This window comes from Isosphaeraceae bacterium EP7, assembly GCA_038400315.1.
Lineage (GTDB): Bacteria > Planctomycetota > Planctomycetia > Isosphaerales > Isosphaeraceae > EP7.
On record CP151667.1, the window covers coordinates 346,099 to 368,001 of the forward strand.

13 protein-coding genes are annotated in these 21,903 nt (G+C 67.5%); 8 read left to right on the forward strand and 5 right to left on the reverse strand.

Annotation, left to right across the window (positions count from 1 at the left end; genetic code table 11):
* Window positions 1-118 precede the first annotated feature (118 nt).
* On the forward strand, window positions 119-559 hold the full coding sequence (locus EP7_RS01445; protein WP_463525774.1) for an HIT family protein: 441 nt from the start codon (window positions 119-121) through the stop codon (window positions 557-559).
* Here the strand turns inward: EP7_RS01445 and EP7_RS01450 are convergent.
* Window positions 556-1,473: a pseudouridine-5'-phosphate glycosidase gene (locus EP7_RS01450; protein WP_463525775.1), complete on the reverse strand. Its 918-nt coding sequence runs from the start codon at window positions 1,471-1,473 to the stop codon at window positions 556-558. The two genes, EP7_RS01445 and EP7_RS01450, sit on opposite strands and share 4 nt — an antisense overlap.
* Window positions 1,474-1,628: 155 nt before the next feature.
* Between EP7_RS01450 and EP7_RS01455 the strand changes: the two genes are divergently transcribed.
* Entirely contained in the window at window positions 1,629-2,948 is a 1,320-nt protein-coding gene (locus tag EP7_RS01455; protein WP_463525776.1) for a protein kinase domain-containing protein, read from the forward strand.
* A 70-nt stretch (window positions 2,949-3,018) separates the two neighbouring features.
* On the opposite strand, the gene EP7_RS01460 is transcribed toward EP7_RS01455, so the two are convergent.
* Window positions 3,019-3,912 carry a hypothetical protein gene (locus EP7_RS01460; protein ID WP_463525777.1) on the reverse strand — a complete coding sequence of 298 codons (894 nt, stop codon included), beginning with the start codon at window positions 3,910-3,912 and terminating at the stop codon, window positions 3,019-3,021.
* Between the two features lie 330 nt (window positions 3,913-4,242).
* On the opposite strand from EP7_RS01460, the gene EP7_RS01465 reads away from it, so the two are divergent.
* On the forward strand, window positions 4,243-5,412 hold the full coding sequence (locus EP7_RS01465; RefSeq protein ID WP_463525778.1) for a pyridoxal phosphate-dependent aminotransferase: 1,170 nt from the start codon (window positions 4,243-4,245) through the stop codon (window positions 5,410-5,412).
* A 215-nt stretch (window positions 5,413-5,627) separates the two neighbouring features.
* Here the strand turns inward: EP7_RS01465 and EP7_RS01470 are convergent, their stop codons facing one another.
* Together EP7_RS01470 and EP7_RS01475 are read right to left on the reverse strand one after the other, a co-directional pair.
* Window positions 5,628-8,462, reverse strand: coding sequence for a M16 family metallopeptidase (locus EP7_RS01470; RefSeq protein WP_463525779.1), 2,835 nt, complete (start codon window positions 8,460-8,462; stop codon window positions 5,628-5,630).
* Window positions 8,463-9,094: 632 nt separating this feature from the next.
* A complete protein-coding gene (locus tag EP7_RS01475; protein WP_463525780.1) occupies window positions 9,095-9,409 on the reverse strand; it encodes a hypothetical protein in 315 nt (104 codons plus the stop codon).
* 342 nt (window positions 9,410-9,751) lie between these two features.
* Here EP7_RS01475 and EP7_RS01480 point away from each other — a divergent pair, with 342 nt between their 5' ends.
* Window positions 9,752-11,845: a choice-of-anchor Q domain-containing protein gene (locus EP7_RS01480; protein WP_463525781.1), complete on the forward strand. Its 2,094-nt coding sequence runs from the start codon at window positions 9,752-9,754 to the stop codon at window positions 11,843-11,845.
* A gap of 79 nt (window positions 11,846-11,924) precedes the next feature.
* Here the strand turns inward: EP7_RS01480 and EP7_RS01485 are convergent, their stop codons facing one another.
* Window positions 11,925-12,122: a hypothetical protein gene (locus EP7_RS01485; protein WP_463525782.1), complete on the reverse strand. Its 198-nt coding sequence runs from the start codon at window positions 12,120-12,122 to the stop codon at window positions 11,925-11,927.
* 227 nt (window positions 12,123-12,349) lie between these two features.
* Between EP7_RS01485 and EP7_RS01490 the strand changes: the two genes are divergently transcribed.
* The 4 genes from EP7_RS01490 to EP7_RS01505 all read left to right on the forward strand — a co-directional run bounded on the left by EP7_RS01490 (window position 12,350) and on the right by EP7_RS01505 (window position 21,372).
* Window positions 12,350-13,471, forward strand: coding sequence for a GntR family transcriptional regulator (locus EP7_RS01490; protein ID WP_463525784.1), 1,122 nt, complete (start codon window positions 12,350-12,352; stop codon window positions 13,469-13,471).
* Between the two features lie 137 nt (window positions 13,472-13,608).
* Window positions 13,609-14,280, forward strand: a complete 672-nt coding sequence (locus EP7_RS01495; protein ID WP_463525785.1) for an MOSC domain-containing protein — start codon at window positions 13,609-13,611, stop codon at window positions 14,278-14,280.
* A 603-nt stretch (window positions 14,281-14,883) separates the two neighbouring features.
* Window positions 14,884-16,149 carry an alpha/beta hydrolase family protein gene (locus EP7_RS01500; protein WP_463525786.1) on the forward strand — a complete coding sequence of 422 codons (1,266 nt, stop codon included), beginning with the start codon at window positions 14,884-14,886 and terminating at the stop codon, window positions 16,147-16,149.
* A 411-nt stretch (window positions 16,150-16,560) separates the two neighbouring features.
* A complete protein-coding gene (locus EP7_RS01505) occupies window positions 16,561-21,372 on the forward strand; it encodes a beta strand repeat-containing protein (RefSeq protein ID WP_463525788.1) in 4,812 nt (1,603 codons plus the stop codon).
* Window positions 21,373-21,903: the final 531 nt, after the last annotated feature.

Sequence of the window (21,903 nt, forward strand, 5' to 3'; positions counted from 1 at the left end):
TGTCACTGGACTCACTCCCCTCGCCCACTGCCAGGGTCGGCGAGGGGATGCGATCCGTCGGCTTGCGTCCCGCAATGACCGGGGAGTCTCGAACCATCGAGTCAGTCGGGGATCGGCCATGTCCAGTCATGACCCGAGCTGCATCTTCTGCAAGATCATCGGCGGTGAGATCCCGTCGTCGAAGGTGCTGGAGACCGAGCACGCCCTGGTGTTCCTCGACCTCAACCCGGTCAATCCGGGCCATGTCCTGGTCGTCCCGAAGGCGCATCACGCCGACCTCTCGGAGCTGCCCGAGGATGTGGCCGCGGAGACCGCCCGGCTCATTCCTAGGCTCAGCCGGGCCATCCGCGCCGCGACGGGGGCCGATGGACTGAACCTGGTGGTCAATAACGGCAAGGTCGCCGGCCAGACGGTCTTCCACGGCCACTGGCACCTCATCCCCCGCCATGCCGGCGATGCCGTCCACTGGCCCTGGCCGCACGTTGCGTATGCCGACGGCGCGATGGCTCGGATGCTCGGCCAGATCAGCGAGGCGCTGGCCGCGGATCCCTCCCGCTAAATCGCCGTCCGGCGTGACGCCAGCGCCGCGGCGATCTCGCCCGCGAGCCCGGCATTGGCGACGATCAGTGAGCGATTGGCGCCCAGGCTCCGGCCTTCGGTCAGCTCTCGCACCTTGCCAAGCAGGAACGGGGTGATCGCCTTGCCGCGAATCCCGCCGGAATGGGCCTCGCGCAGTGCCCCCTCGATCGCCAGGTCCATCGAGGCCTGGTCGACGGCGACCTCCTCGTCCACGGGCCGGGCCAGCAGCAGGGCTCCAGGCAGACCGAGTGCCCGATGGGCTGCGACGACTTCGGCCACGGACGTCGGATCGTCCAGGCGATGCTCGACCGGCAGGCCGGATGACCGGGCGGTGAAGGCGGGGAACTCGTCGGCCCGGTAGCCCAGGACGGCCACGCCGCGGGTCTCCAAGGCTTCCAGGGTGGCCGCGACGTCGAGGATCGACTTCACCCCGGAGCAGACCAGGAGGCAGCCGTCGGCCCTGGCGAGCTCGTCGAGGTCTGCGGAAACGTCGAACGACTCGGCGGCCCCGCGGTGCACGCCCCCGAGGCCGCCGGTCGCCATGACGCCCAGGCCCGAAGTTCGAGCCGCCCAGAGCGTGGCCGAGACGGTGGTCGCGGCATTCAGGCCCCTGGCAACGGCCAGGGCCAGGTCGCGTCGGCTCGCCTTGAGGTAGGTATTCGACCGGGCCATCGCCTCGATCTCGGGGCGGCTCAGGCCGATGGTCAGTCTTCCCCCGACGATGGCGACGGTGGCCGGGATCGAGCCGGCCGCGCGGACAGCGGCCTCGGAGTCGAGGGCCGTCTCCAGGTTGTCCGGCCAGGGAAGGCCGTGGGCCACCAGGGTCGACTCCAGAGCGACAACCCCCTGCCCTGCGGCGATGGCATCTCGGACTTCATTTCGGATCGCTCGCATCGACGGTCATCCTCGCTGGGCTGGGCCCGATCCCTCGCGGCAGTCATCGGTTGAGTTGCCGACCGAAAAAAATCCTGACGCCTGAGCGATCGTTGGGGCGATTCCCGCGTAGTATAACTGAGACAACTTGACCCAAAGGACTGACTACACAGACGATGCGTGTCATCTTGGATGTCATCCAGGGCCCCCGGCGCGGCCGTTCGTTCGTCTTCGACCGTCACGATACGTTCATCGTGGGGAGGTCGCGGTTCGTTCATTGCCCGATGCCGGAGGACTCTGCGTTGTCTCGCGACCATTTCCTGGTCGAGCTTAGCCCGCCCCGGTGCGAGGTGCGCGACCTGGGGAGCACCAACGGGACGTTCCTCAACGATCGGCGGATCGAGCGGTCTCGCCTGAACTCGGGCGACCATATCGCGGCCGGCCAGAGCGTCTTCCGGGTCCGGGTCGAGGGGGCGGGCGACCCGTCGTCGATGGGCGTGCCGGCCGGCGCCTCGCCGACGGTGGCACTGTCCCCGGGGGGGGCGAGCCCGTCGTGCGTCGGGTGCGGTACGACCGCGCCGGCGGGATTCAATGGGACGAACGTGCCGGTGGGCCCGCAGGTGGAATGGCTCTGCGACTTCTGCCGGGGCGAGGCCGCGAATACCCCTCAGCCGGTGCCGCACTACACGACCTTACGCCAGCTGGGTCGGGGCGGGATGGGGGTCGTTTTCCTGGCCCGGCACAATGACACGGGCCGACTGGTGGCCCTGAAGCTGATCGTCCCCGAGATCGCCGCCACGCGGATCGCCGTGGACCGGTTCCTCCGCGAGATGTCGGTCATCAGCCAGTTGAAGCATCCGAACATCATCGAGTGGCTCGAGCAGGGGATGACCCGGGGCCAGTTCTGGTTCGCGATGGAGTATGTGGCGGGTACCAACCTGGAGTCGCTGGCCACGTCGAACCCGGGGCATTACCCGATCGACCAGGCCTGCCGGATGGCCGCGCAGGTGCTCAAGGGGCTCGACCACGCGCATAATCTGGGGTTCGTTCACCGGGATATCAAGCCGGAAAACATCCTGATTGCCCGTGCTGAAGAGGGCCTGGTGGCCAAGGTGAGCGACTTTGGCCTGGCCAAGAGCTACCGGGGGCTGGGGCTCTCGGCCCTGACCTTCTCGGGCGAGATGCGCGGGACCATCCCGTTCATGCCGCCGGAGCAGATGCTGGACTTCAAGACGGTGCTCCCCTCCGGGGACCTCTATTCCACCGCGGCAACGCTCTACTTCCTGATCTCGGGCCAGTTCATCTATGACCAGGGGCCCGAGGGCATGGACCCCATCAAGATGCTCCTGGAAGAGAAGCCGGTGCCGATCCGCGTGCGCCGGCCCGAGGTGCCGGTCGAGCTGGAACGCGTTCTGGACAAGTGTCTGGCCCGCGAGCCCTCGGAGCGCTACCCGACCGCCGCCGAGATGCGGACGGCCCTGCGGCCGTTCTGCTGAGCCTGGAACCGCCGAGGGCGGGCCGGCGCCGATGAGGCCGGCCCGCCCTCGTGACTCTGAGGCCTCTCGATCAGGGGGTGGTCGTGCCCGAGACGATCAGGGCCCCGCTCCCGCCCGCGGCGGAGATCCGGCTGCTGCCCGTCAGGTTCCCCTGGACGACGACGGAACCGACCACGTTGCGGACGATCTTCAGGGCGCTGGTCGCCCCGATCGTGAAGTTCCCCTGGACGACCATTCCCTGACCCGAAGGGCCCGTCCCCTTGGCCGGCTGGGCGGTGAGTCCGAGGTCTCGGCCGACGGTGATGCTGGCGCCGTCGGCCAGGGACAGGTTCCCGCCCACGTAGACCGAGTTCAGGTCGCGGCCGGTGGTCACGCCGGTCCCTGGCCCGCTGAACGAGGCGTTGTTGATGACGTCCAGGGTATTCAGGTCGCCGCCAACGTTGATCGAGGCCGACGGGGCGATCTCACTGAAGGCGATCCGTTCGACCTTATTGGTGCCCGCAACGGTGATCGGGCCGGTCAGCATGGCGGTCCGGTAACCGAGGATTGAGCCGATGGTGCCGCTGGAAACCTTGATCGAATTCACGTTGAGGATGTTCGTGCGGAAGACGGCACCCGACGCGTAGGTGTGGGCCGACCCTTTGAACTTGGCCCGGCCCATCAGGTTGATGGTCAGCTCGGTGTCCTGGTTGGTCCCCTGGACGACGATGTCGACCTTGCCGGTCCGGGCGTTGCCGGTGGCCTTCACCGAACCCGTGCCGGTGAGGACGAGGTCGAAAATCTGCCCGGTGGGGGTGACCACTCGGGACTTGGTGCCACCGCCGGCCACCTGGATGATGAACTTGCCCGGAAGCGCGGCAATTTGAGTGCGGGTCCCCGACAGCAGCAACCTGGGCTCGAGCCGGCCGTCGAGGCTGGGCTGGAAGCGGCGTGCATCGGCCTTACGCCTGCGATCCTGAGTCATCCGAAAAGTCCTCCCTGTCTCGCCCGCGACGCCCCGGGGGGACGGCCGGGTGCCTGCAAGCTCGTGCGGGCCGGTCAACCGCGTTCGCGCCTCCGGGCGCCGATCGGCCATCGTCTTGGGGTAGGAGATCGGCCCGCGCCGCCGTCGGCCAACGCGCAAACCTTCGCCGCGGTTCTCGCCGGGTTTGGCCTGCGACGATGCTGGCGGTCGGATCGGCGAGGGTGGGCGTTGCGGGACGTGCCGGACTTGCCTGAGAATGGGGCCCCTGCCCGTTTGACATGCCCTGGATGTCCCTTCCCCATTCGCCCCGTGACCGGAGCCGATCCGCCGATGCAAGGCCCCCTGCTCTCCGAGAAGGCGTCGAGGTTCACCGAGAGCGTGATCCGCGGCATGTCGGTCGAGGCCCGCAAATATGGCGCGATCAACCTGGCGCAGGGGATGCCCGACTTCCCCGCACCGATGGAGGTGAAGGAGGCCGCTTGCCGTGCGATCCTCGGCGACATCAACCAGTACGCCATCACCTGGGGCTCGGCCTCGCTGCGCGCGGCCATCGCCGAACATGCCGCCTGGCACCTGGGGCTGGACGTCGACCCCGAGACCGAGATCACCGTCACTTGCGGCAGCACCGAGGCGATGCTGGTCGCGCTGACGGGCCTGATCAACCCGGGCGACGAGGTCATCCTCTCCGAGCCTTTCTACGAGAACTACTGGCCCGACTGCGTGCTGGCGGGGGCCACGCCCAGGTTCGTCCCGTTCCGGCCGCCCGGCTGGACGTTCGACTTCGACGAGCTGGCCGCCGCGTTCAACGACCGGACCAAGGCCATCATCCTCTGCAACCCGAACAACCCGACCGGGACGGTCTTCACCCGCGAGGAGCTTGAGCAGGTCGCGGCGCTCTGCCGCAAGTGGGACGTCATCGCCATCTCCGACGAGATCTACGAGCACATCGTCTTCGACGGCCGGCCGCACATCAGCCTGGCCTCGCTCGACGGGATGCGCGACCGGACGGTGACCGTGGGCGGGATGAGCAAGACCTTCTCGGTGACCGGCTGGCGCGTCGGCACGATCATGGCGCCGCCGGCCCTGACCAACGTCTTCCGCCAGGTGCACGACTACGTCTCGATCGGCGCGGCCGCACCGCTCCAGGAGGCCGGGGCCGTGGCCTATCGCCTGCCGAGGAGCTACTTCGACCACCTCTCGGCCGACTACCAGCGACGGCGTGACCGGCTCTGCTCGGCCCTGCTGGAGATCGGCTTCGACCTCCGGATGCCCCACGGGGCCTACTACGTGATGGCCGACATCTCGGCCTTCGGGCCGATGGACGATGTGGCCTTCTGCCATCACCTGGTCCGCGACCTGGGCGTGGCGACAGTCCCCGCGTCCAGCTTCTTCCGCCAGAAGGATCTCGGCCGTGCGTACATCCGGTTCTGCTTCTGCAAGCGCGACGAGACCCTGGACGCGGCCATCGACCGCTTGCGCAACCTGCGCGTGATCGTCTGAGCCGCGCCGCCCGACATCGGTGCGACGGCCTGAGCTTCGGTTGAGATCCATGGGCGGCGGAATCGATCTCTTGAAGGGGTCGGTGGTTTTACGGCTTGATCCAGGAACGACGGCACAAGTTCGCGATCGGGGCCGGGCTGGAAGAGGTCTCGGTCGGGGAGAGGGCCCCGCCCCGGCGCGCTGGCCGGGGCGGGGCCTTCAAGCTGCGGGACGGTTTACTTGACTTCGTCGGAGGGCTTCGGGGCGTCGGTGGCGGGGTTGCCCTCGGCGTCCAGGACGATGATGGACTTGGCGAAGGGGAGGGTCTTCAGGGCCGGCTCGACCTTGGTCCGGTCGCCGACGACGAGGATGGCCATCCGGCCAGTGTTGACGTAGGACTTGGCGACCCGGGTGACGTCGGTGCCGTTGACGGCCTCGACGTTGGGCTGGTAGGTGGCGAAGTAGTCGGCCGGCAGGCCGTAGATGAACAGGTCGGCCAGGGTCGCGGCGACACCGCCATTGGTCTCGAACCGGGCGGGGAAGCCTTTGACGAGGCGGTCCTTGGCGAAGGTCAGCTCTTTCTCGGTGGCGGGTCGGGTGCCGGCGATCTCGGTCAGCTCGCGGTGCAGCTCGGAGAGGGCTTCCTTGGTGACGGCGGTCTGCACCGGGGCGGTCGCCTGGAAGGGGCCGGCCCCCAGGCGGAAGTCGAAGCCCGAGCGGGCGCCGTAGGTGTAGCCCTTCTCCTCGCGGAGATTCAGGTTGATCCGGCTGGAGAACTGGCCGCCGAGGATGGCGTTCATCACGGTCAGGGGGAAGTAGTCGGGCGTGCTGCGCGGGACGCCGACCTCGCCGACGACCAGGACCGACTGCGCCGCTTCGGGCTTGTCGACCAGGTAGATGCCGGGCTTCGCCGCGGGGGGCTCGGGCAGTGTGTGCGCCGGGGCCTCGCCGGACTTCCAGCCGGCCAGGGCCTTCTCCAGGGCCTCAACCGCGGCGTCGGGTGTGATGTCGCCGACGACGATCAAGGCCGTGTTGTTGGGGACGAACAGTGACTTGTAGATCGCCACCACGTCGTCGCGCGACAGGTCGCGCACCGACTTGGGGGAATCGGTCCGGCCGTAGGGGTGGTCGGTCCCGTAGAGGAGCCTGGGGAAGACGACCCCGGCGATCCCCTCGGCGCTATCGGCCCGCCTCATCAGGGCGGCGAGCTTCTGGTTGCGCAGGCGGACCAGCTCCTTCTCGGGGAAGGTCGGGTTCAGGAGCACGTCGGTGAACAGCTCCAGGGCCTTGTCCTGATGCTTCGTCAGGGTGGTCATCGACAGGCTGGAGGCTTCGAGGCCGCCGTTGGCGCCCAGCGAGGCTCCAATCTCGGAGAGCTCGCCGGCTAGCTTCAGGGTGTCGCGGGTCTTGGTCCCTTCGGTCATCAGGTCGGCGGCCAACTCGGCCAGGCCTTCCTTGCCGGCGGGGGCCAGCACGCCGCCGCCGCGGACGACGAGGTTCATCGACACGATCGGCAGCCCGTGCCGCTCGGCCACGAGCAGCTCAAGGCCGTTGGACAGCTTCCGGCGCTCGACCTTGGGCGGGGTGAAGGTCGGGTTGCCCTCGACCTTGGGCATGACCGAGCGATCGAACGTGGTCGCGGCGGCCACCGCCGGCGGGCTGTTGACGGGGGACTGCTTGTCGCGGTCGACGGCGACTTCGGGCGCACGGACGGTCGGGGCGCCTGGATTCACGTCGAGCCTGACACGGTTGGCCGTCAGGTAGGTTTTGGCGACTCTCTGGACATCGGCGGGGGTGACAGCGAACAGGCGGGCGAGTTCCGCCTTGTACGCGAGCGGGTCGCCGTAGTTGACGTTGTTGGCGTTCAGGAAGTCGGCCTTACGCGTGGCCGACTGGAGGCCGATGATCAGGCCGCTCTCGGTGCCGGCCTGGGCCTTGCGGACCTCGTCGGCGGTGGGCCCCTGCTCCTGGAGCCGCTTGATCTCGGCGTCGGCGATGGCGACCAGGTCGTCGAGCGTGTTCTTAGGGCGGGCGGTGATCGAGACGCCGAAGACGCCCGTGAGCGCCGAGGTGGGGTGGAACGCGGAGACGCCGGCGGCGAGCTGCTTATCGTACATAAGGGCAAGGAAGAGCCGGTTCTCCTTGTCGAGCTGGCCGAGCACCGACGCCAGGACGTCGAGCGCCGCCTCGTCGGGGTGGCCCACCGGCACAGTCGGCCATGAGAGCTGGGCCCGCGCCAGGGCGACCCGGTCGGTCATCATCAGGTGCTTGGGGGCGTCGAGCTTGGGGACGTTCGGAGCCAGCTTGGCGACGTCGGGGCCGCGCGGGATGGGCCCGAAGTACTTCTCGATCAGTCGCTTGGCCTCTTCGGGCTGGAAGTCGCCGGCCAGGGTGAGGCTGGCGTTGTTGGGCACGTAGTAGGTGCGGAAGAAGGCCGAGACGTCGTCGAGGCTGGCCGCCGACAGGTCGGCCATCGAGCCGATGACGCTGTGGTGGTAGGGGTGCCCCGGCGGGTAGAGCGCCTCGAGCATCTTCTCCATCGACTGGCCGTACGGGACGTTGTCGATCCGCTGCCGACGCTCGTTCTTGACGACGTCGCGCTGGTTGTCGAGCTTCGCCTGGGTCAGGGCCGGCAGCAAGAAGCCCATCCGGTCGGACTCGAGCCAGAGGGCCAGCTCGAGGGCGTTGGAGGGGAGGGTCTCGAAGTAGTTGGTCCGGTCGGTGTTGGTGCTGCCGTTGATCTGGGCGCCCACCTTCTCGATCGGCCCGAAGTACTCGCTGTCATGGTGCTTGGAGCCCTGGAACATCAGGTGCTCGAACAGGTGGGCGAATCCGGTCCGGCCGGTCTTCTCGTCCTTCGATCCCACCTTGTACCAGAGGTTCACCCCCACGACGGGCGTGGTGTGATCCTCGTGGAGGATGACATCCAGGCCGTTGGGCAGGGTGTACTTCTCGACCTTGAGGGTCGGGACGTCGGGCGCCCCCTTGGCTTCCTGGGCGCGTGCCTGACCCTGGGCCGAGGCCAGCGCGGCGAGGGCCAGCAGGGCGATGCTGGAGAACGGGCGTCTCATCGGGTGCAGACTCCAAGGGGATTCGAGCTGCGGGAGACCGGGACGACCGACGGCGGAGAGGGTCGTCCGCCCCGGTGGGTTCGATTGTGCGAGATCTGGCAATTGGCCGTTTTAGCCGATCCAACTCTCCGCCGTCCAGGGTCCCACAAAGCTCCCCCCGCCATGCCCGGTTGCGTCTCGTATGCCCGAACCCGCGAGCGTCGGCGGCAAAGGCATGAGAATTGGTTGTGAATCAATTTTGTTTGTAAGTCCAAAATCTGTATAGATTTGTGGGTGGATTGTCGTCGCCAGGAATGGGTTCGTTCCGTACCACGATTGGGTTCGTTTCGCGTCAGAATGGGTTCGATCTGTCCAGAGTTGGCTTCGATTCGCGTTGGCTTCGATTCGATCTCTGCTTGAATACTCAATCCTGACGACTGATTGGGGGCGATCGAGAGGTGGAGGTGTCGGGACGCCCGGCGAGGTCGGCCTCGGCGAATCCCCCATTGAGATAGTCCTGAAATGACTTGGCATTGTTCTGCCTATTTTGGAAATCGGTGGAAATTTTCCGCAGCTGCTCGCGATGTCTCTCCGCGATTGATGTTGGGATCGGTCGCAGTTCTGGGCCGCGATGATGGGCTGAGCGGGCGGGTTCAAGGGACGGGGTTGTCGGCTAGGTGCTGGCGGATTCGGGCGGCGAGGTGTTCGGTGATGGCCCGGGAATGATCGGGGTCATGGTCGCGGAGCGCGAGGAGGCGGGCGTCGAGATAGGTGAGGAGGTCGCGGGCGACCTGGGGCCGGCCTTGTTGGATCTGGTGGCGTGCGAATCCTTCGGCGCAAGTCCCCTGCCCCCCCTCGCCGCAGAACTTGCCGTACAGCACGCGCCCCTTCAGGGCGAGCCTCGCTTGCTCCGCAGGATCGAGGTCCCCGGTGTGGCCATCAACTTCGGAGGCTGGGTTGTCGGGCATCCGGCCTCTCGCGGTCTGGGGAACGGTCGAACGGGGAGCCTTTGATGATGAAGTCGGGGCGACTCGAACTCAAGCGGCGAGATTGGACGGTACGCCGGCGATGGCGGCCCGATGGGGGCTGAAAGGTCTCGACAACCTCAGGCCGAACAAGAAGTTCAGATTCGGACCGCTGGCCTCCGCTGCGTTGTACTAGGTTGCCTCCGGAGGTGTCCCGCCCCTCGGAATCGCCCGTGACATCGCGGGCACGCTCTCGGGTCTGTGTGGCGGGCGCCGCTTCAATCCCGCGGCTGCATAGCCGTGGAGAGCCGACGGTTGACTGGCGAAGGGGTCCGATTGATGGTCATGCTCGACTTGTTCCGGACGAAGCGTGGGCGGCGGGCGAAGCGGCCGATTGGGCTCTCGCTGGAGCGGTTGGAGGCGAGGCAGGTCCTCGCGGTCGTGGCGATCCCGGCCGGGAACAGCGCCGACCTGATCAGCGCGATCATCACGTTCGACCAGCTTCCCGGGCCGAACACGATCCAGCTCGCGGCCGGCTCGACCTACAGCTTCGGCTCGGTCGACAACTCCTGGTTCGGGCCCAACTACTTGCCGATCATCACCGGCAACCTGACGATCGAGGGCAATGGCGCGTCGCTGGTGGCGTCGGGCTCGGCGAATGCGCGGTTCTTCTTCGTCTCGGGCGGGAACATCGCGGGGGGCCCGCCGGCGGGGACCCTGTCGCTCCAGGACCTCACGATCTCAGGCGGCCGGGCGGTGGGCGGGAATAGCAACATCGGCGGCGGCGGCATGGGCGCGGGGGGGGCGATCTTCAACCTGGGGACGCTCAACCTCTCGGGCGTGACGATGACGTCCAACGTCGCGCAAGGGGGAACCTCCACGGGCAACGTCGGCGGCGGCTATGGTGGTGGCGGGATCGGCACGGACTCGATCGGTGACAGCGGCGGGGGGAACTTCGGCGCGAACTGGCCTAACCCCGGCGGCAACCTCATCGGCGGTGCTGGCGGCGCATCGGGTGACCATAACGGCGGCGGCGGCGGAGGGTTCACGCAGCCCGGCGGGGCGGCGAATTCGTTGACCGGTGGTGTCGGCGGCGGGAACAGCGGCCTGGGCGGGACGGCCGGCGTCTACTCCACCGGCGAGGACTATAGCGGCGGCGGCGCGGGCGGCGACGGAGGGGGTGGAGCCGGGGGTGCCGGCGGCGGTAAGAGCGTCGGCGGCAATGCGTTCGGCGGCGGCGGCAATGAGATGGGGGGTGGCGGCGTCGGCGGTGGGGGCGGCGGCCAGTCCGGCGGTGGAGGATTCGGCGGCGGCGGCGGGGCCAATGGCGTGACCGGCGAGTTGGCCGGTACTGGCCTGAGTGCCGGCGGTGGCGGGTTCGGCGGCGGCGGAGGTGGCGCCGACGTCGTCTATTACGCGGCCGCAGGCCCCGGAGGATTCGGCGGCGGTGGCGGTGGCCAGTTGATTGGCGGCGGCGGCGCGGGCATGGGGGGGGCGATCTTCAACCTCTACGGCACCGTCAACATCACCAACAGCACGTTCAACGGCAACCAGGCCAATGGCGGGGCGGGCGGGAACATCATCGGCGGCCAGCCGATGGGCGGCGCCGGGGCGGGCTATGGCGGGGCGATCTTCAACCTCGACGGTAGCGTCTCGATCGTCCAGGGGACGTTCAGCGGAGATTCGGCGACCACTGGCGCCAGCGAGATTTACAACCTCTCTTACGGCGCAACCCCGAGCGGCGTGGCAGGCAACGCCACCCTCAGCCTGACCAACAGCATCGTGTCGGGCTCGACCAGCGTCCTGATCAACAACCAGACCACAGGCTCGGCCTTGGTCGTCTCCAAGGGGGTCAACCTGGTCAACCCGTACCAGGCCCTGGGCGGTGCAACTAGGACCGGGCCCCGATTCCTGACCCAGGCGCCCAACCTCGGTGCGTTGAAGGACAACGGCGGGCTGGTGCCGACGATGGCCCTGCTGAAGGGAAGCCCGGCGATCGACGCGGGCAGCAACGCGGTGCTTGCCGCCAGCACGCGCAACGGGCTCGATGCTCGAGGCGCGGGCTTCCGCCGGTTCGTCGGCAAGAAGGTCGACCTCGGCGCCTTCGAATATCAGCCGCCCGCCACCTCGACGACGATGGTCGCCAGGACCACCCCTTACGGGGCCGACCGAGCGGTCGTCTTCCTCGTCAGGGTCGCGGGGAAGGCCGCCCGGTCGAACACCGCGACCGGGACGGTCAACCTGGTGGCCGGTGACCGGGTGATCGCCGCACAGGCGCTGGACCGGGGGGTGGCCCAGTTCAACATCCCGGTGAGCACCATCTCCACCTACGGGACGAGGTTCCGGGCGGTGTTCACCGGCCTCTTCCAGAACGATGCCACCCTGGGCAGGAGCATCTCGTCGCTCGTGAACATCCGTCGGAACCTGGCCGGTCGCTGACGCGAGAGAGACGCAGCAGGTCCGTTGGCCCTCGGGCTCGGAAGTCCGGGGGCCGGGCCTGCGATGCGCCCCGTCGCGATCAGGGGAGCGGCGGGTAGAACCAGGACATTGAATTGACCGGGTTCGGTGGCTCGTCCGAGGGGGTCGGCCGGTCGCCGTCTCCGCCTCGTGCCTTCACGTCGCCGAGCACTTCGGCGGCGGGGTTGCCTGGGTTGCGGGTCGTCTCGGCCTTCGTCCGCCAGCTCTTCGGGGTCAGTCGCTTCAGAATCGCCTGCATGGTCCGCTCCTTCGTTGATGGCCCTCGGTCGGGCGGCCAGTTCGGCCCCGGCTCGCGGGAGATCCATCGTTGAGAACAGTGATTTGGATCGGTGTGTCGTGGACATTCGTCTCACTCATCCGACACACTCAGTTTACGCCGGGCGCGGCGATTTGGTAGAACAGGTGGGCGGAGATCTGCCGGGAAGATGTCATGACAACCGAGCGGGCCTGTCAAAGGTGGGGACCATGCCGACCGAGGCCAAGCATGAGCTGATCTCACGCGAGTTGGCGGCCGAGATCGTGGCGGGGAAGTACGGGCCGGGGGGGCGCATCCCCAGCGAGCACCGGCTGGTGGAACGGTTCGGGGTCTCGCGGCCGACGGTGGCGCGGGCGCTGCGGGATCTGCAAGATCGGGGCATGGTCGAGCGCCGGGTGGGCTCGGGCAGCTTCGTCAGGGCGGCGCCCGCGGCCGACGTGGTGGCCAGGCAGTTCGGCCTCTTGATCCCCGGCCTCGGGACCACCGAGATCTTCGAGGCGGTCTGCGGCGAGCTGGCCGGGTTGGCACGGGCGCACGGCTACGGCCTGCTCTGGGGAGGGACCGGGACCGGGACCAGGCCGCCGGGCGACCCGAGCATCGAGGACGCCGCGGGGCTCTGCGACCAGTTCATTCGTGGGCGAGTCGCGGGGGTCTTCTTCGCGCCGTTCGAGCATGTCGAGGGACGAGCGGAGATCAACCGAGACCTGGCCGAGCGGCTGAGGCGGGCCGGCCTGGCGGTCATCCTGCTGGACCGCGACCTCGGCTCCTATCCGGCTCGCAGCGAGTTCGACCTGGTGGGGGTGGACAACTTCGCCGGCGGTTATGCGCTGGCCGAGCACCTCTTGAAGCTGGGCTGCCGGAACCTGGCCTATGCGGCGCGGCCGCTGTCGGCGGCGACCGTGCACGCCCGGATCGCGGGGGCCCGCGAGGCGATGCTCGACCGAGGACTGGACGTCCCCCGGGGGTTCGTCCACGTGGGCGACCCCGACGACGTCTCCTTCGCCCGAGGCCTCGTTGAGAACGCGAAGGCCGACGCCGTCTTGTGCGCCAACGATGACGTGGCGGCGCTCCTGATGCGCTCGATCGAGCGGTCCGGATCCCGCGTGCCGGCCGACGTCCGCGTGGTCGGCTTCGACGACGTCCGCTTCGCCACCCTGCTCTCCGTCCCCCTGACGACGATGCACCAGCCCTGCCGCGAGATCGCCCTGGTCGCGCTGAAGGCCATGCAGGACCGGATTGCCGACCCCGCCCTGCCCGCCCGCAGCCTGACCGTGTCGCCCAGGCTGGTCGTCCGCGAGTCGTGCGGCGCCTACGGAAAGGTCCAGACGTGATCACCCGACGCGATGGTCTCGCGTGCTGACGTGGGCTCTTGCCGCAACCGGTATCATGCGCCGGGCCGGGATCCCGCGATGAAGCCGCTCGATGCCCGAGTTCCGCGCCTTCCGGCCGCCGAGGGAGCATGCCCGCGATGGATCAGACGACCCCGACCCTGCTGTCGATCCAGGTCGGCCTGCCCCGGGAGTTCGGCCTGGAAGACGCCGACGACCCGATGGAGAGCCTCTGGACCACCGGCTCCTACAAGGCCCCGGTCTCCGGCCCCATCCTCCTGCGCACGACGAACCTGGACGGAGACGGCCAGGCCGACCTCACCGTCCACGGCGGGCCCGACAAGGCCGTCTGCTGCTATCCCGCGGCCCATTACCCGTTCTGGCGGCAGGAACTGAATCTGCCCGAGTTCGCTCATGGGGCGTTCGGCGAGAACTTCACCCTCGGCGGGATGTCCGAGGCCGACGTCTGCATCGGCGACGTCTGGAAAATCGGCGAAGCGACGGTCGAGGTCTCGCAGCCCCGCCAACCCTGCTGGAAGCTGGCCCGCCGCTGGAAGATCAACGACCTGACGCGCAAGGTCCAGCAGACCGGCCTCACCGGCTGGTACTTCCGGGTCCTGGCCGAGGGCCTCGTCGCCCCCGCACAGCCACTCACCCTCATCAACCGCCCCGCCCCCACCTGGACGATCGAGCGGGCGAACCGGGTCATGACCGTCGACAAGAAGGATCGCGCCCTGGCCGCGGAACTGGCCGCCGTGCCTTCGCTCTCCGCGAGCTGGAAGTGGTCGCTGGGCCGGCGTGCCCACTCCTGAATCGGCCCCTTGACACGGACGCGGCCGGATGGATGTGGGCGCGAGCCGGCGGAGTCCATGCAGGGTCGTTCCTTTGAATGTATTGTATAAAAGTATAAGCAAAAAAATCGGTAGCAACGGAGGTCCGCGGTGCATCCCTCGGCTTGAGGGCGAGTGTGTGCACCGCCGGCGATATTCCCGGCAATCCCGCCTCGATCCGGGCTGTCGCGTCTCGCCGTCTGGTCTCGCATCGGCGACCTCGTCCGTCTGACCGACCCGGCGGCCGACGCCTGGCAGGTTGCGGCTCGCTGCTCGGTTGTTTCGCCGACGTCGCCCCGATCGGTGGATGCACGGGTCGCGACCCGACGGCGTCGGCCTGTGTGCCGGTCGGGTGTTCTATGTTCCCCTGAGAAGGCCGCATATGGCCCCTGAATGACCTCGTGAGCCGTCGGTCTCGGGCGGGGAACGGGGCGAATCCCTCCCATGTGCCGCCCTTGAAACGAGTCTGACCGACGCGTCATCCGTCCTCCCGTGCCGGGCCGATGGACCACTCCCGCGCGGACGCAGTTCCCGCGCGAGCCGTTGGGAACTCGGCCATCGCATCGCACCTCAGAGGGAAGCCCCATGAATGTTCGCACGCAGATGGCAATCTCGATCGTCCTCGGTTTCCTTGCCATGGATGCCGCGACGCTCCGGGCGGGTGAGACCGGACCCGGCGAGGACAAGGTGGTTTCGGCCGGTGTCCGGTATCGAGAGATCGGCACCTATGACGTGGCCCGCCTCAACCGGATCCTCACGACGGAACGCCTCGAGTTCTCGGAGTTCAAGGTCGATTTCCCCCCGGCTCGGTTCCCGGTGAAGCTCTATCGGGTGCTCTACGACTCGGTGATTCCGGAGCGAAATCAGCGGCCCACGACGGCCTCCGGGCTGGTCGCCATCCCGGTGACCGGCCGCGACGATATGCCGGTTGTGTCATATCAGCATGGGACGGTCTTCACCAGGACCGCGGTGCCGAGCCATCCCGACGAATCGACGGAAACCCGGCTGATGCTCGCTCGATTCGCCGGCCAGGGATACGTGGTCATCGGGGCGGATTATTTCGGCAAGGGAGAGTCGACCGAGCCCGACAGTTATCTCGTCAAGGAAAGCGCCCAGCAAGCATGCCTCGACATGCTCAGGGCGTCGCGCGAGGTCTGCACCTCGCTTCAAGTCAGGCAAGGCCCGCTCTTCGTCAGCGGATGGTCGCAAGGGGCCTGGACCACGATGGCCTTCCTCAGCAAGCTCGAACGCGTCGGGATCCCCGTCGAGGCGGCCGTCACGGCGAGCACCCCGAACGACCTCTACGCGATCATCAACCGCTGGATCCACGCGCCCCGAGACTCCGACGCGATCTACCTGCCGGGGCTCATGGCTCTCCAGTTGAATGCCTACGCGGAATACTACGGGCTGCCCGACCTCGTGGACTCGGCCATCGAGCCGGCCTACCGGCAGGCAGCGAGGGACCTGTACGGCAACCGGATCACCTGGGAACAGTTCAGGGCGAAGACGCCGGCCACCTTGAACGGGTTCCTGCGGGCGGAATTCAGGGCGTCGAGCTCCCTCGGCGAGGGGCGGTACTGGCAGATCAATCGGGACAACCAGGTCTATCTCTGGCGGAGCAAGACCCCGCTCCGAACCTATTTCGGCGACATTGACGAGGTCGTCCCGGCCTTCATCGCCACCCTCCCGGCCGGATATCAGGATCTCATGGGAGGTGGCTCCACCAGGGCGATGCCCGCCGGGAGTCAGGCCGACCATCGAGGCACGTTCGTCCATGCCGTGTCGGATCAGAAATCATGGTTCGACGAGCTGTCGGGCGCCGGTCTGGACCCCGCACACCCCAAGGATTGAATGCCTCGGGCCGCACAGGCACGACTGCGATTCCGCAGACGTTAAACTCGCCTTTAATTTCGTGTTCTATGGTGACCACTGACTCGCTTGAATCCGTCACGCAGGACGCTGTTCCGGTCCTGCGTGGCGTTTCCGCGCCGTTCCGCGGAATCCGGTGCAGTTCCACGCCATCCGGCCCGAGTCGGCGTGCCTGACCGGAAGGCCGAGCCGCGAAGCTCGACGATGCGACGTTCCTCGTCCTTCACGCGAGGGCGTTGCGGCGCCGAGCGGCAGGCGGTCGGTCCTCGAGAATCTTGCGGTCACATTCACAGCTTGCGATATCGCGAAGGAATTCGACCCATGCCCAGCTGGCGCAAGCTCCGTCCCGCCACCGCATCGAGCAAGACGCGAGACGACATTCGGATGAGACGAATGCGACTTGCCCTCGAGCCCCTGGAGAGCCGACAACTCCTGACGGTCCCGGGGGCCATCGTCCCGGGCCAGGTCTATCAGGACGTCGCGTTCTTCGACGCGAATGGGGACACGGTCGAGGTCAAGGTCGAAGGGCCCACGGGCGGTGCCAGCGGTTTCACGTTGCGGCTGTCGGGCGAGGCGACGAACTATGCCGATATTTACTCGCTGAACCTGGTCGGGCTGACGGCGGCAAACGGGCTCAACGTCATCGTCAAGCCGAACGAGCTGACGATCAACGCCGGTCCCACCTTCAACAAGCTGTTCAGCAGCGGATACACGAGCGTCACGTCGATTACCGCCTCGAACGGTGTGACGGACCTCGGCAGCATCCACCTGAGCGCCGCCATCGTCAATGACATCGCGCTGCCGGGCGTGGCCATCGGCAACATCACGCTCGACACCGGGATGGTGACGTTCGTGGACGCCACGAATTCCGCCACGATGAGCTCGATCAGCGTCAGCGCGCCGACGATCGTCATCACGAGCCCGGTGACGGGCGAGGCCGAGATTTACGACGAGAGCCCCGTCGGCCCCGGTGCCCAGTACAACCCGACCGCCGGCCTGATCGACCTGGGAGACGTGGAAGCCCGGAGCATCGGCGCGATCGTGATCAACGGCTCGATCAGCGTGGCCACGCAAGACCCGTTCGACGTGACCGACACGACGAACGACCTGCGAGGCGTGATCGACGTGACGGGCAAGATCGGCTCGATCGTGGCGCCCCGGAGCGCCATGCGCAACGCGATCCGCGCGGGCGGCATCGGCTCGATTCGCCTCGGCCAGATCGACGGGGAGATCACGACGCGGGACGCGGCCGAGGCGACGACGGTCTATCTGCCCAAGCAGTTCAGCGGTTTCCTGACCACGGCGGGCCACCTGAACATTGGCTTCACCGACGCGACGGCGGAGCTTGTGACTGGGAACATCCGGTCGGGCGGCGGGATCTCGGGCTCGGACCCGTCGGAGACAGACCCGATCCTGGTGCCCGACAAGTACGCGGCCGCCGTGGTGAACACCGGCGCGACGAAGGGGATCGCCAGCCTCGAGTTCAACGGTAGCGTCCTCTCGCGATGGGTCTCGGCGTCGAGCATCGGCAACGTCACCGCCGTGATTTTCGAGGCGGGCGCCTCGTTCGAGGCCGGGTCGAACATCGGCAACGTCGAGATGCTGATGCCCACCGCGGCCCCCCAGGGGACGGCCACGGCGCGCACGCCGGTCGACCTCGAAGGGATCTTCAAGGCCGGCGGGAACATCGGCAACATCAAGTCCGCGTCGAGCGTGAAGGCCGAGGTGATCGCCGGCGGCAACATCGGCACCATCACGGGCGTGGCCGGCGGGATCAACTCGACGGTCATCCTCGCGGGCGGGAACATCGGCGACATCTCGGCGTTCCAGACGCTGGTGTCCAACACGCAGATCTCCGCGGGCGGCGACATCGGCAACATCCGCGTCTACTCGGGCAGCGTCGGCTGGAAGGTGAAGGCGCAGAATATCGGCAACGTCCTGGTCGACAGCGGTTCGCTGAACCTGGCCGTCTTCGTCGCCGCGCACAGTCTCGGCGACGTGACGGTCACCAGCCCCGCCGGCGTCGCGATCGAAGGCGGCAGCCTGATCGCGGGCGACAACATCGGCGACGTGTCGGCATACGCCTTCGCCGCCAAGGCGATCCACGGCACCCTGATCCAGGCGGGTCATCAGGCCGGCAACCGGATCGCCAGCGTGACCGGGATCTCCTACGGCTCGCTGATCCTGCCCACGGTCACGGCCGGGGCGCCCACGTCGGTGGCCGACGACAACAACGGCATCGACGCGGCGCAGATCCTCGCCGCCGAGATCGGCCCGATCTTCGGCCAGGCGTACGTCGGCACCGGCCTCTCCAACGTCGTGATCCACGCCCAGGTGGGCAACATCGCCGCGATCACGGGAATCGGCAACGGCGACGGGATCTACCAGGCGATCGTCGTGGCCGAGGGGGCCATCGGCCCGATCACGGGCCGGTCGACGGTTTTGGGCCGGGGCATCCAGGCCGGCAGCTTCGACGCCAACGGCAAGTTCGACCCTGATCTCGGCACCATCGGCCAGATCACCGCGCAGGGGGGGCCAGCGGGCGGCGCCGGGATCAACGGCGCGACGCGGATCCAGGCCTCGGGCCGCATCGCGGGGATCGACAGCACCGCGAATGCCAACGGCGGAGACGCCATCAACGCCCTGACCGCCTACGCCACCAGCTTCGGCCAGATCAAGGCCACCGTGCTCGGCGGCCAACTCGGCAACGGCATCGTCGACGCGAACTTCCGCGCCTGGTCCGACTATGAGAACCAGCGGCCCGACGTCCAGATCGACGGCATCGACGTCGACGTCAGGTCGGGACTGGGCCTGGGCATCAGCAACACGATCTTCAAGGTGAAGGGGGATATCACCTCCATCAAGTCCAGGGCCCTCAACGCGTCGGCGATCTCGGGGGGGACCTTCGACCTGACGCAGGGGGATATCGGCCGGATCTATGCCGAATCGGTCAATAGCGGCAACGCCATCCAGAACAGCCTCTTCACGGCCTCGAATGGATCGATCGGGTCGGCCCGCACCCTGGCCGACGCCCTGACGTCCGGCATCACGGCCATCGCCAGCGGCACGTCCGTCCTGGCGAACGGGATCGTCGGCTCGATCTTCTCGGCCGACGGCAACATCGGCTTCATCAACGCGACGACGAGGGGCGGCACGGCGATCTCGGGCTCGTCGTTCACGGCCGATTCCGACTACGGCAACGCCAAGAACGGCCCGAATCTTCCCGGCACCGTCATCGAGGAAGACGACTTCGGCGCCTTGTTCGGCATCTACGCCAAGACCTCGGGCCAGTACCTCGCCCAGTCGGCGGCGATCTCGGGCTCGACGTTTTCCGGCGAGCTGATCAGCTCCATCACCGTCGACGTCACCGACCGCGAGGAGGGGGGGCCGGGCATCTCGGGCTCCTCGTTCACCGCGAGCAACGCGGTCTATGACAACAAGGGGAACTTCAACAACCGGGGTGCCATCGGCCCGATCACCGTCACCAACGGGTCGCTCCGCGGCAACGGGATCGAGGCCAGCGAGTTCAACGCCGGAGCGGCCGGGTCGATCGGCGACATCACCGTGACGGTGCTCGGCGGCTCGGGCATCACCGAGAGCGAGTTCCGGGCGTCGATCTTCGACTACGACCAGTCGAGCTACAACTCCACCATCGGCAACATCAGGGTGACCACGGGGCGTTCGGGCAGCTCGATCCTGCCGGTGCCCCAGCCCCCCAACGACGCATGGTCACTCGTGCCGGCGGGGATCGACACCAGCTACTTCGCCGCGAACGGCGGGATCGGCAACGTCGACGTTAACTCGATCGGCACGGGCATCTTCTTCTCGGCCTTCCTCGCCAGCTTCGACGCCGCCACGGCCTTCGGGTCGATCCCCGGCTTCATCCTGCCCCTGCTCGCCGAGAACACTCCGGGCAACCTCGGCAACGTCACGATCACGTCCACCGGGCGCTTCGGCTTCGGCTCGGCCCTCTCGGTCTACGCGGGCGACAGCGTCGGCAACATCAACATCCGGGTCGCGTCCCGCGACACGACCCAGGCCACGCCCACCCTTCCCAACCTGACGACCGGACTGGTCGGCCAGGCCCTCCAGAAGGCGTCGAACAAGCTGGCCTTCACGCTCGGGTCGCTGATCGGCCCCGCGGGGTCCGCCGCCAGCGCCTTCATCGCGCTGAACGGCAACATCGGCAGCGTCTCGGTGACCAACGCCGGGGCCGGGTACGGCTCGATCGCATCGGCGTATGTCGCGCTCCCGGTCGGCTTCTACGGGCCGGTCACGCTCTCGGGTCACTCGTTCCTGAATCTCTTCTGGGCGCTCCCCCGATTCTTCGCAGGCCCCACCACCACGGCGACCTCCATCGACGGCCGTTCCACCGGCCTCGGCACCCTGGGCGCTTCCCAGACGGTCAGCGCCAGTGCCACCTCCGCCACGGGCGAAAGTCCGAGCTTCAAGGTCAACTTCAGCAACGCGGTCGACGTGGTGGGCCAGCCCTGGTTTGTGGTCAACGTGGGCTCCGCGACCCGGCTCGCCCGGTACGTTTCGGGGAGCGGGACGTCTCAGCTTGTCTTCAAGGTGAAGCTCGAGGCGGGGGATTCCGGCGACGTCACGATCGCGCCGGGCACGTCCATCGGGATCAGCCTCACCGATCGCATCGTCGAGGGCTCCACCGGCTACCTGGTGACCCAGCTCAGCCCGGCCGCCATCTATACCGGCGGGGTTCCGGTCGACACGCAGGCCCCCGTTATCACGAGCGTCTCGCCGATCCAGTCCCCCGCGAAGCGCTACGCCGTCGGCCAGAAGCTCACGTACCAGGTCACCTTCAGCGAGGCCGTGACAGTCCAGGGCCTCCCGACGATCCTGCTCACGTTCAAGAACCTGAAGCGCTCGCTCGTCTACAGCGGAGGCAGCGGCACCAACACGCTCCTGTTCACCTATAAGTTGACCCGCGCCGACGTCGCCACCGGGAAGGCCGCCGTGACGAACGGTCGAATCCTCTTGCCGGCCGGGGCCTCGATCTCCGACGGCGCGGGCAATGTCGCGAACCTTCCCGTCGCGAGTGCGGTCGTCGCCCTCGGGACGGCCGAAACCAAGAAGGTCGTGCCGATCGCCCAGAAGAAGCAGGTCGTCGTGCGGCCGAAGTCAAGTCATCCCAAAGGGCCGGTCGCACTGAAGAAGGGCATCGCGGTCGCCGGCAAATCCAAGTGATCGGCGAACGTCATTGACGGGAGGCGCCACGGTCGCGGGCAACACGCGGCAGCGGGACTCCCTCGTCCAGGGATGGGCGAGGGGGTCCCTAACGTTTGAAGGCCGGGGCACGCTCGGCCCCCGGGAAGCCGCTCGCCTGAGCATCCCCGGAATGGCACGGAACCCGATCATCGCCTCGCTCGACACCTCGCGCCATTCATCTCATCCCGCCGATCGGGCAGGAGCACGGAGTCCGCGGTTCTATTTAATGAATCGTTATGTGTTCACTTAATTTTGATTCGTGAGTTTGATCGCCCGCGTCACGAGGTAATGATTGGCCATCTGGACGATGCAATCGGCGGAACTCACTTGATTGCAAGGCGATCTTCCCTTGCTTGATGCCATCTTGGAGGGTCCCCAACCCTCCCGAAATCCGATCCTGCAATTCTGTGGAATTTCGGAGTGCGAGGTGACATCCTGACGGGAGTCGGGGCGATCCGCCTTCGCCAATCGAGAATCTTAAGATCGAGAGTCGAATCATGGGACATGGCT

Bases quoted from the DNA above. Each gene is read 5' to 3' on its own strand.
- EP7_RS01500 (WP_463525786.1), top strand. From the start codon at position 14,884: ATGAATGTTCGCACGCAGATGGCAATCTCGATCGTCCTCGGTTTCCTT.
- EP7_RS01490 (WP_463525784.1), top strand. From the start codon at position 12,350: ATGCCGACCGAGGCCAAGCATGAGCTGATCTCACGCGAGTTGGCGGCC.
- EP7_RS01455 (WP_463525776.1), top strand. From the start codon at position 1,629: ATGCGTGTCATCTTGGATGTCATCCAGGGCCCCCGGCGCGGCCGTTCG.
- EP7_RS01460 (WP_463525777.1), bottom strand. From the start codon at position 3,912: ATGACTCAGGATCGCAGGCGTAAGGCCGATGCACGCCGCTTCCAGCCC.
- EP7_RS01470 (WP_463525779.1), bottom strand. From the start codon at position 8,462: ATGAGACGCCCGTTCTCCAGCATCGCCCTGCTGGCCCTCGCCGCGCTG.
- EP7_RS01495 (WP_463525785.1), top strand. From the start codon at position 13,609: ATGGATCAGACGACCCCGACCCTGCTGTCGATCCAGGTCGGCCTGCCC.
- EP7_RS01450 (WP_463525775.1), bottom strand. From the start codon at position 1,473: ATGCGAGCGATCCGAAATGAAGTCCGAGATGCCATCGCCGCAGGGCAG.
- EP7_RS01480 (WP_463525781.1), top strand. From the start codon at position 9,752: ATGCTCGACTTGTTCCGGACGAAGCGTGGGCGGCGGGCGAAGCGGCCG.
- EP7_RS01445 (WP_463525774.1), top strand. From the start codon at position 119: ATGTCCAGTCATGACCCGAGCTGCATCTTCTGCAAGATCATCGGCGGT.
- EP7_RS01485 (WP_463525782.1), bottom strand. From the start codon at position 12,122: ATGCAGGCGATTCTGAAGCGACTGACCCCGAAGAGCTGGCGGACGAAG.
- EP7_RS01465 (WP_463525778.1), top strand. From the start codon at position 4,243: ATGCAAGGCCCCCTGCTCTCCGAGAAGGCGTCGAGGTTCACCGAGAGC.
- EP7_RS01505 (WP_463525788.1), top strand. From the start codon at position 16,561: ATGCGACTTGCCCTCGAGCCCCTGGAGAGCCGACAACTCCTGACGGTC.
- EP7_RS01475 (WP_463525780.1), bottom strand. From the start codon at position 9,409: ATGCCCGACAACCCAGCCTCCGAAGTTGATGGCCACACCGGGGACCTC.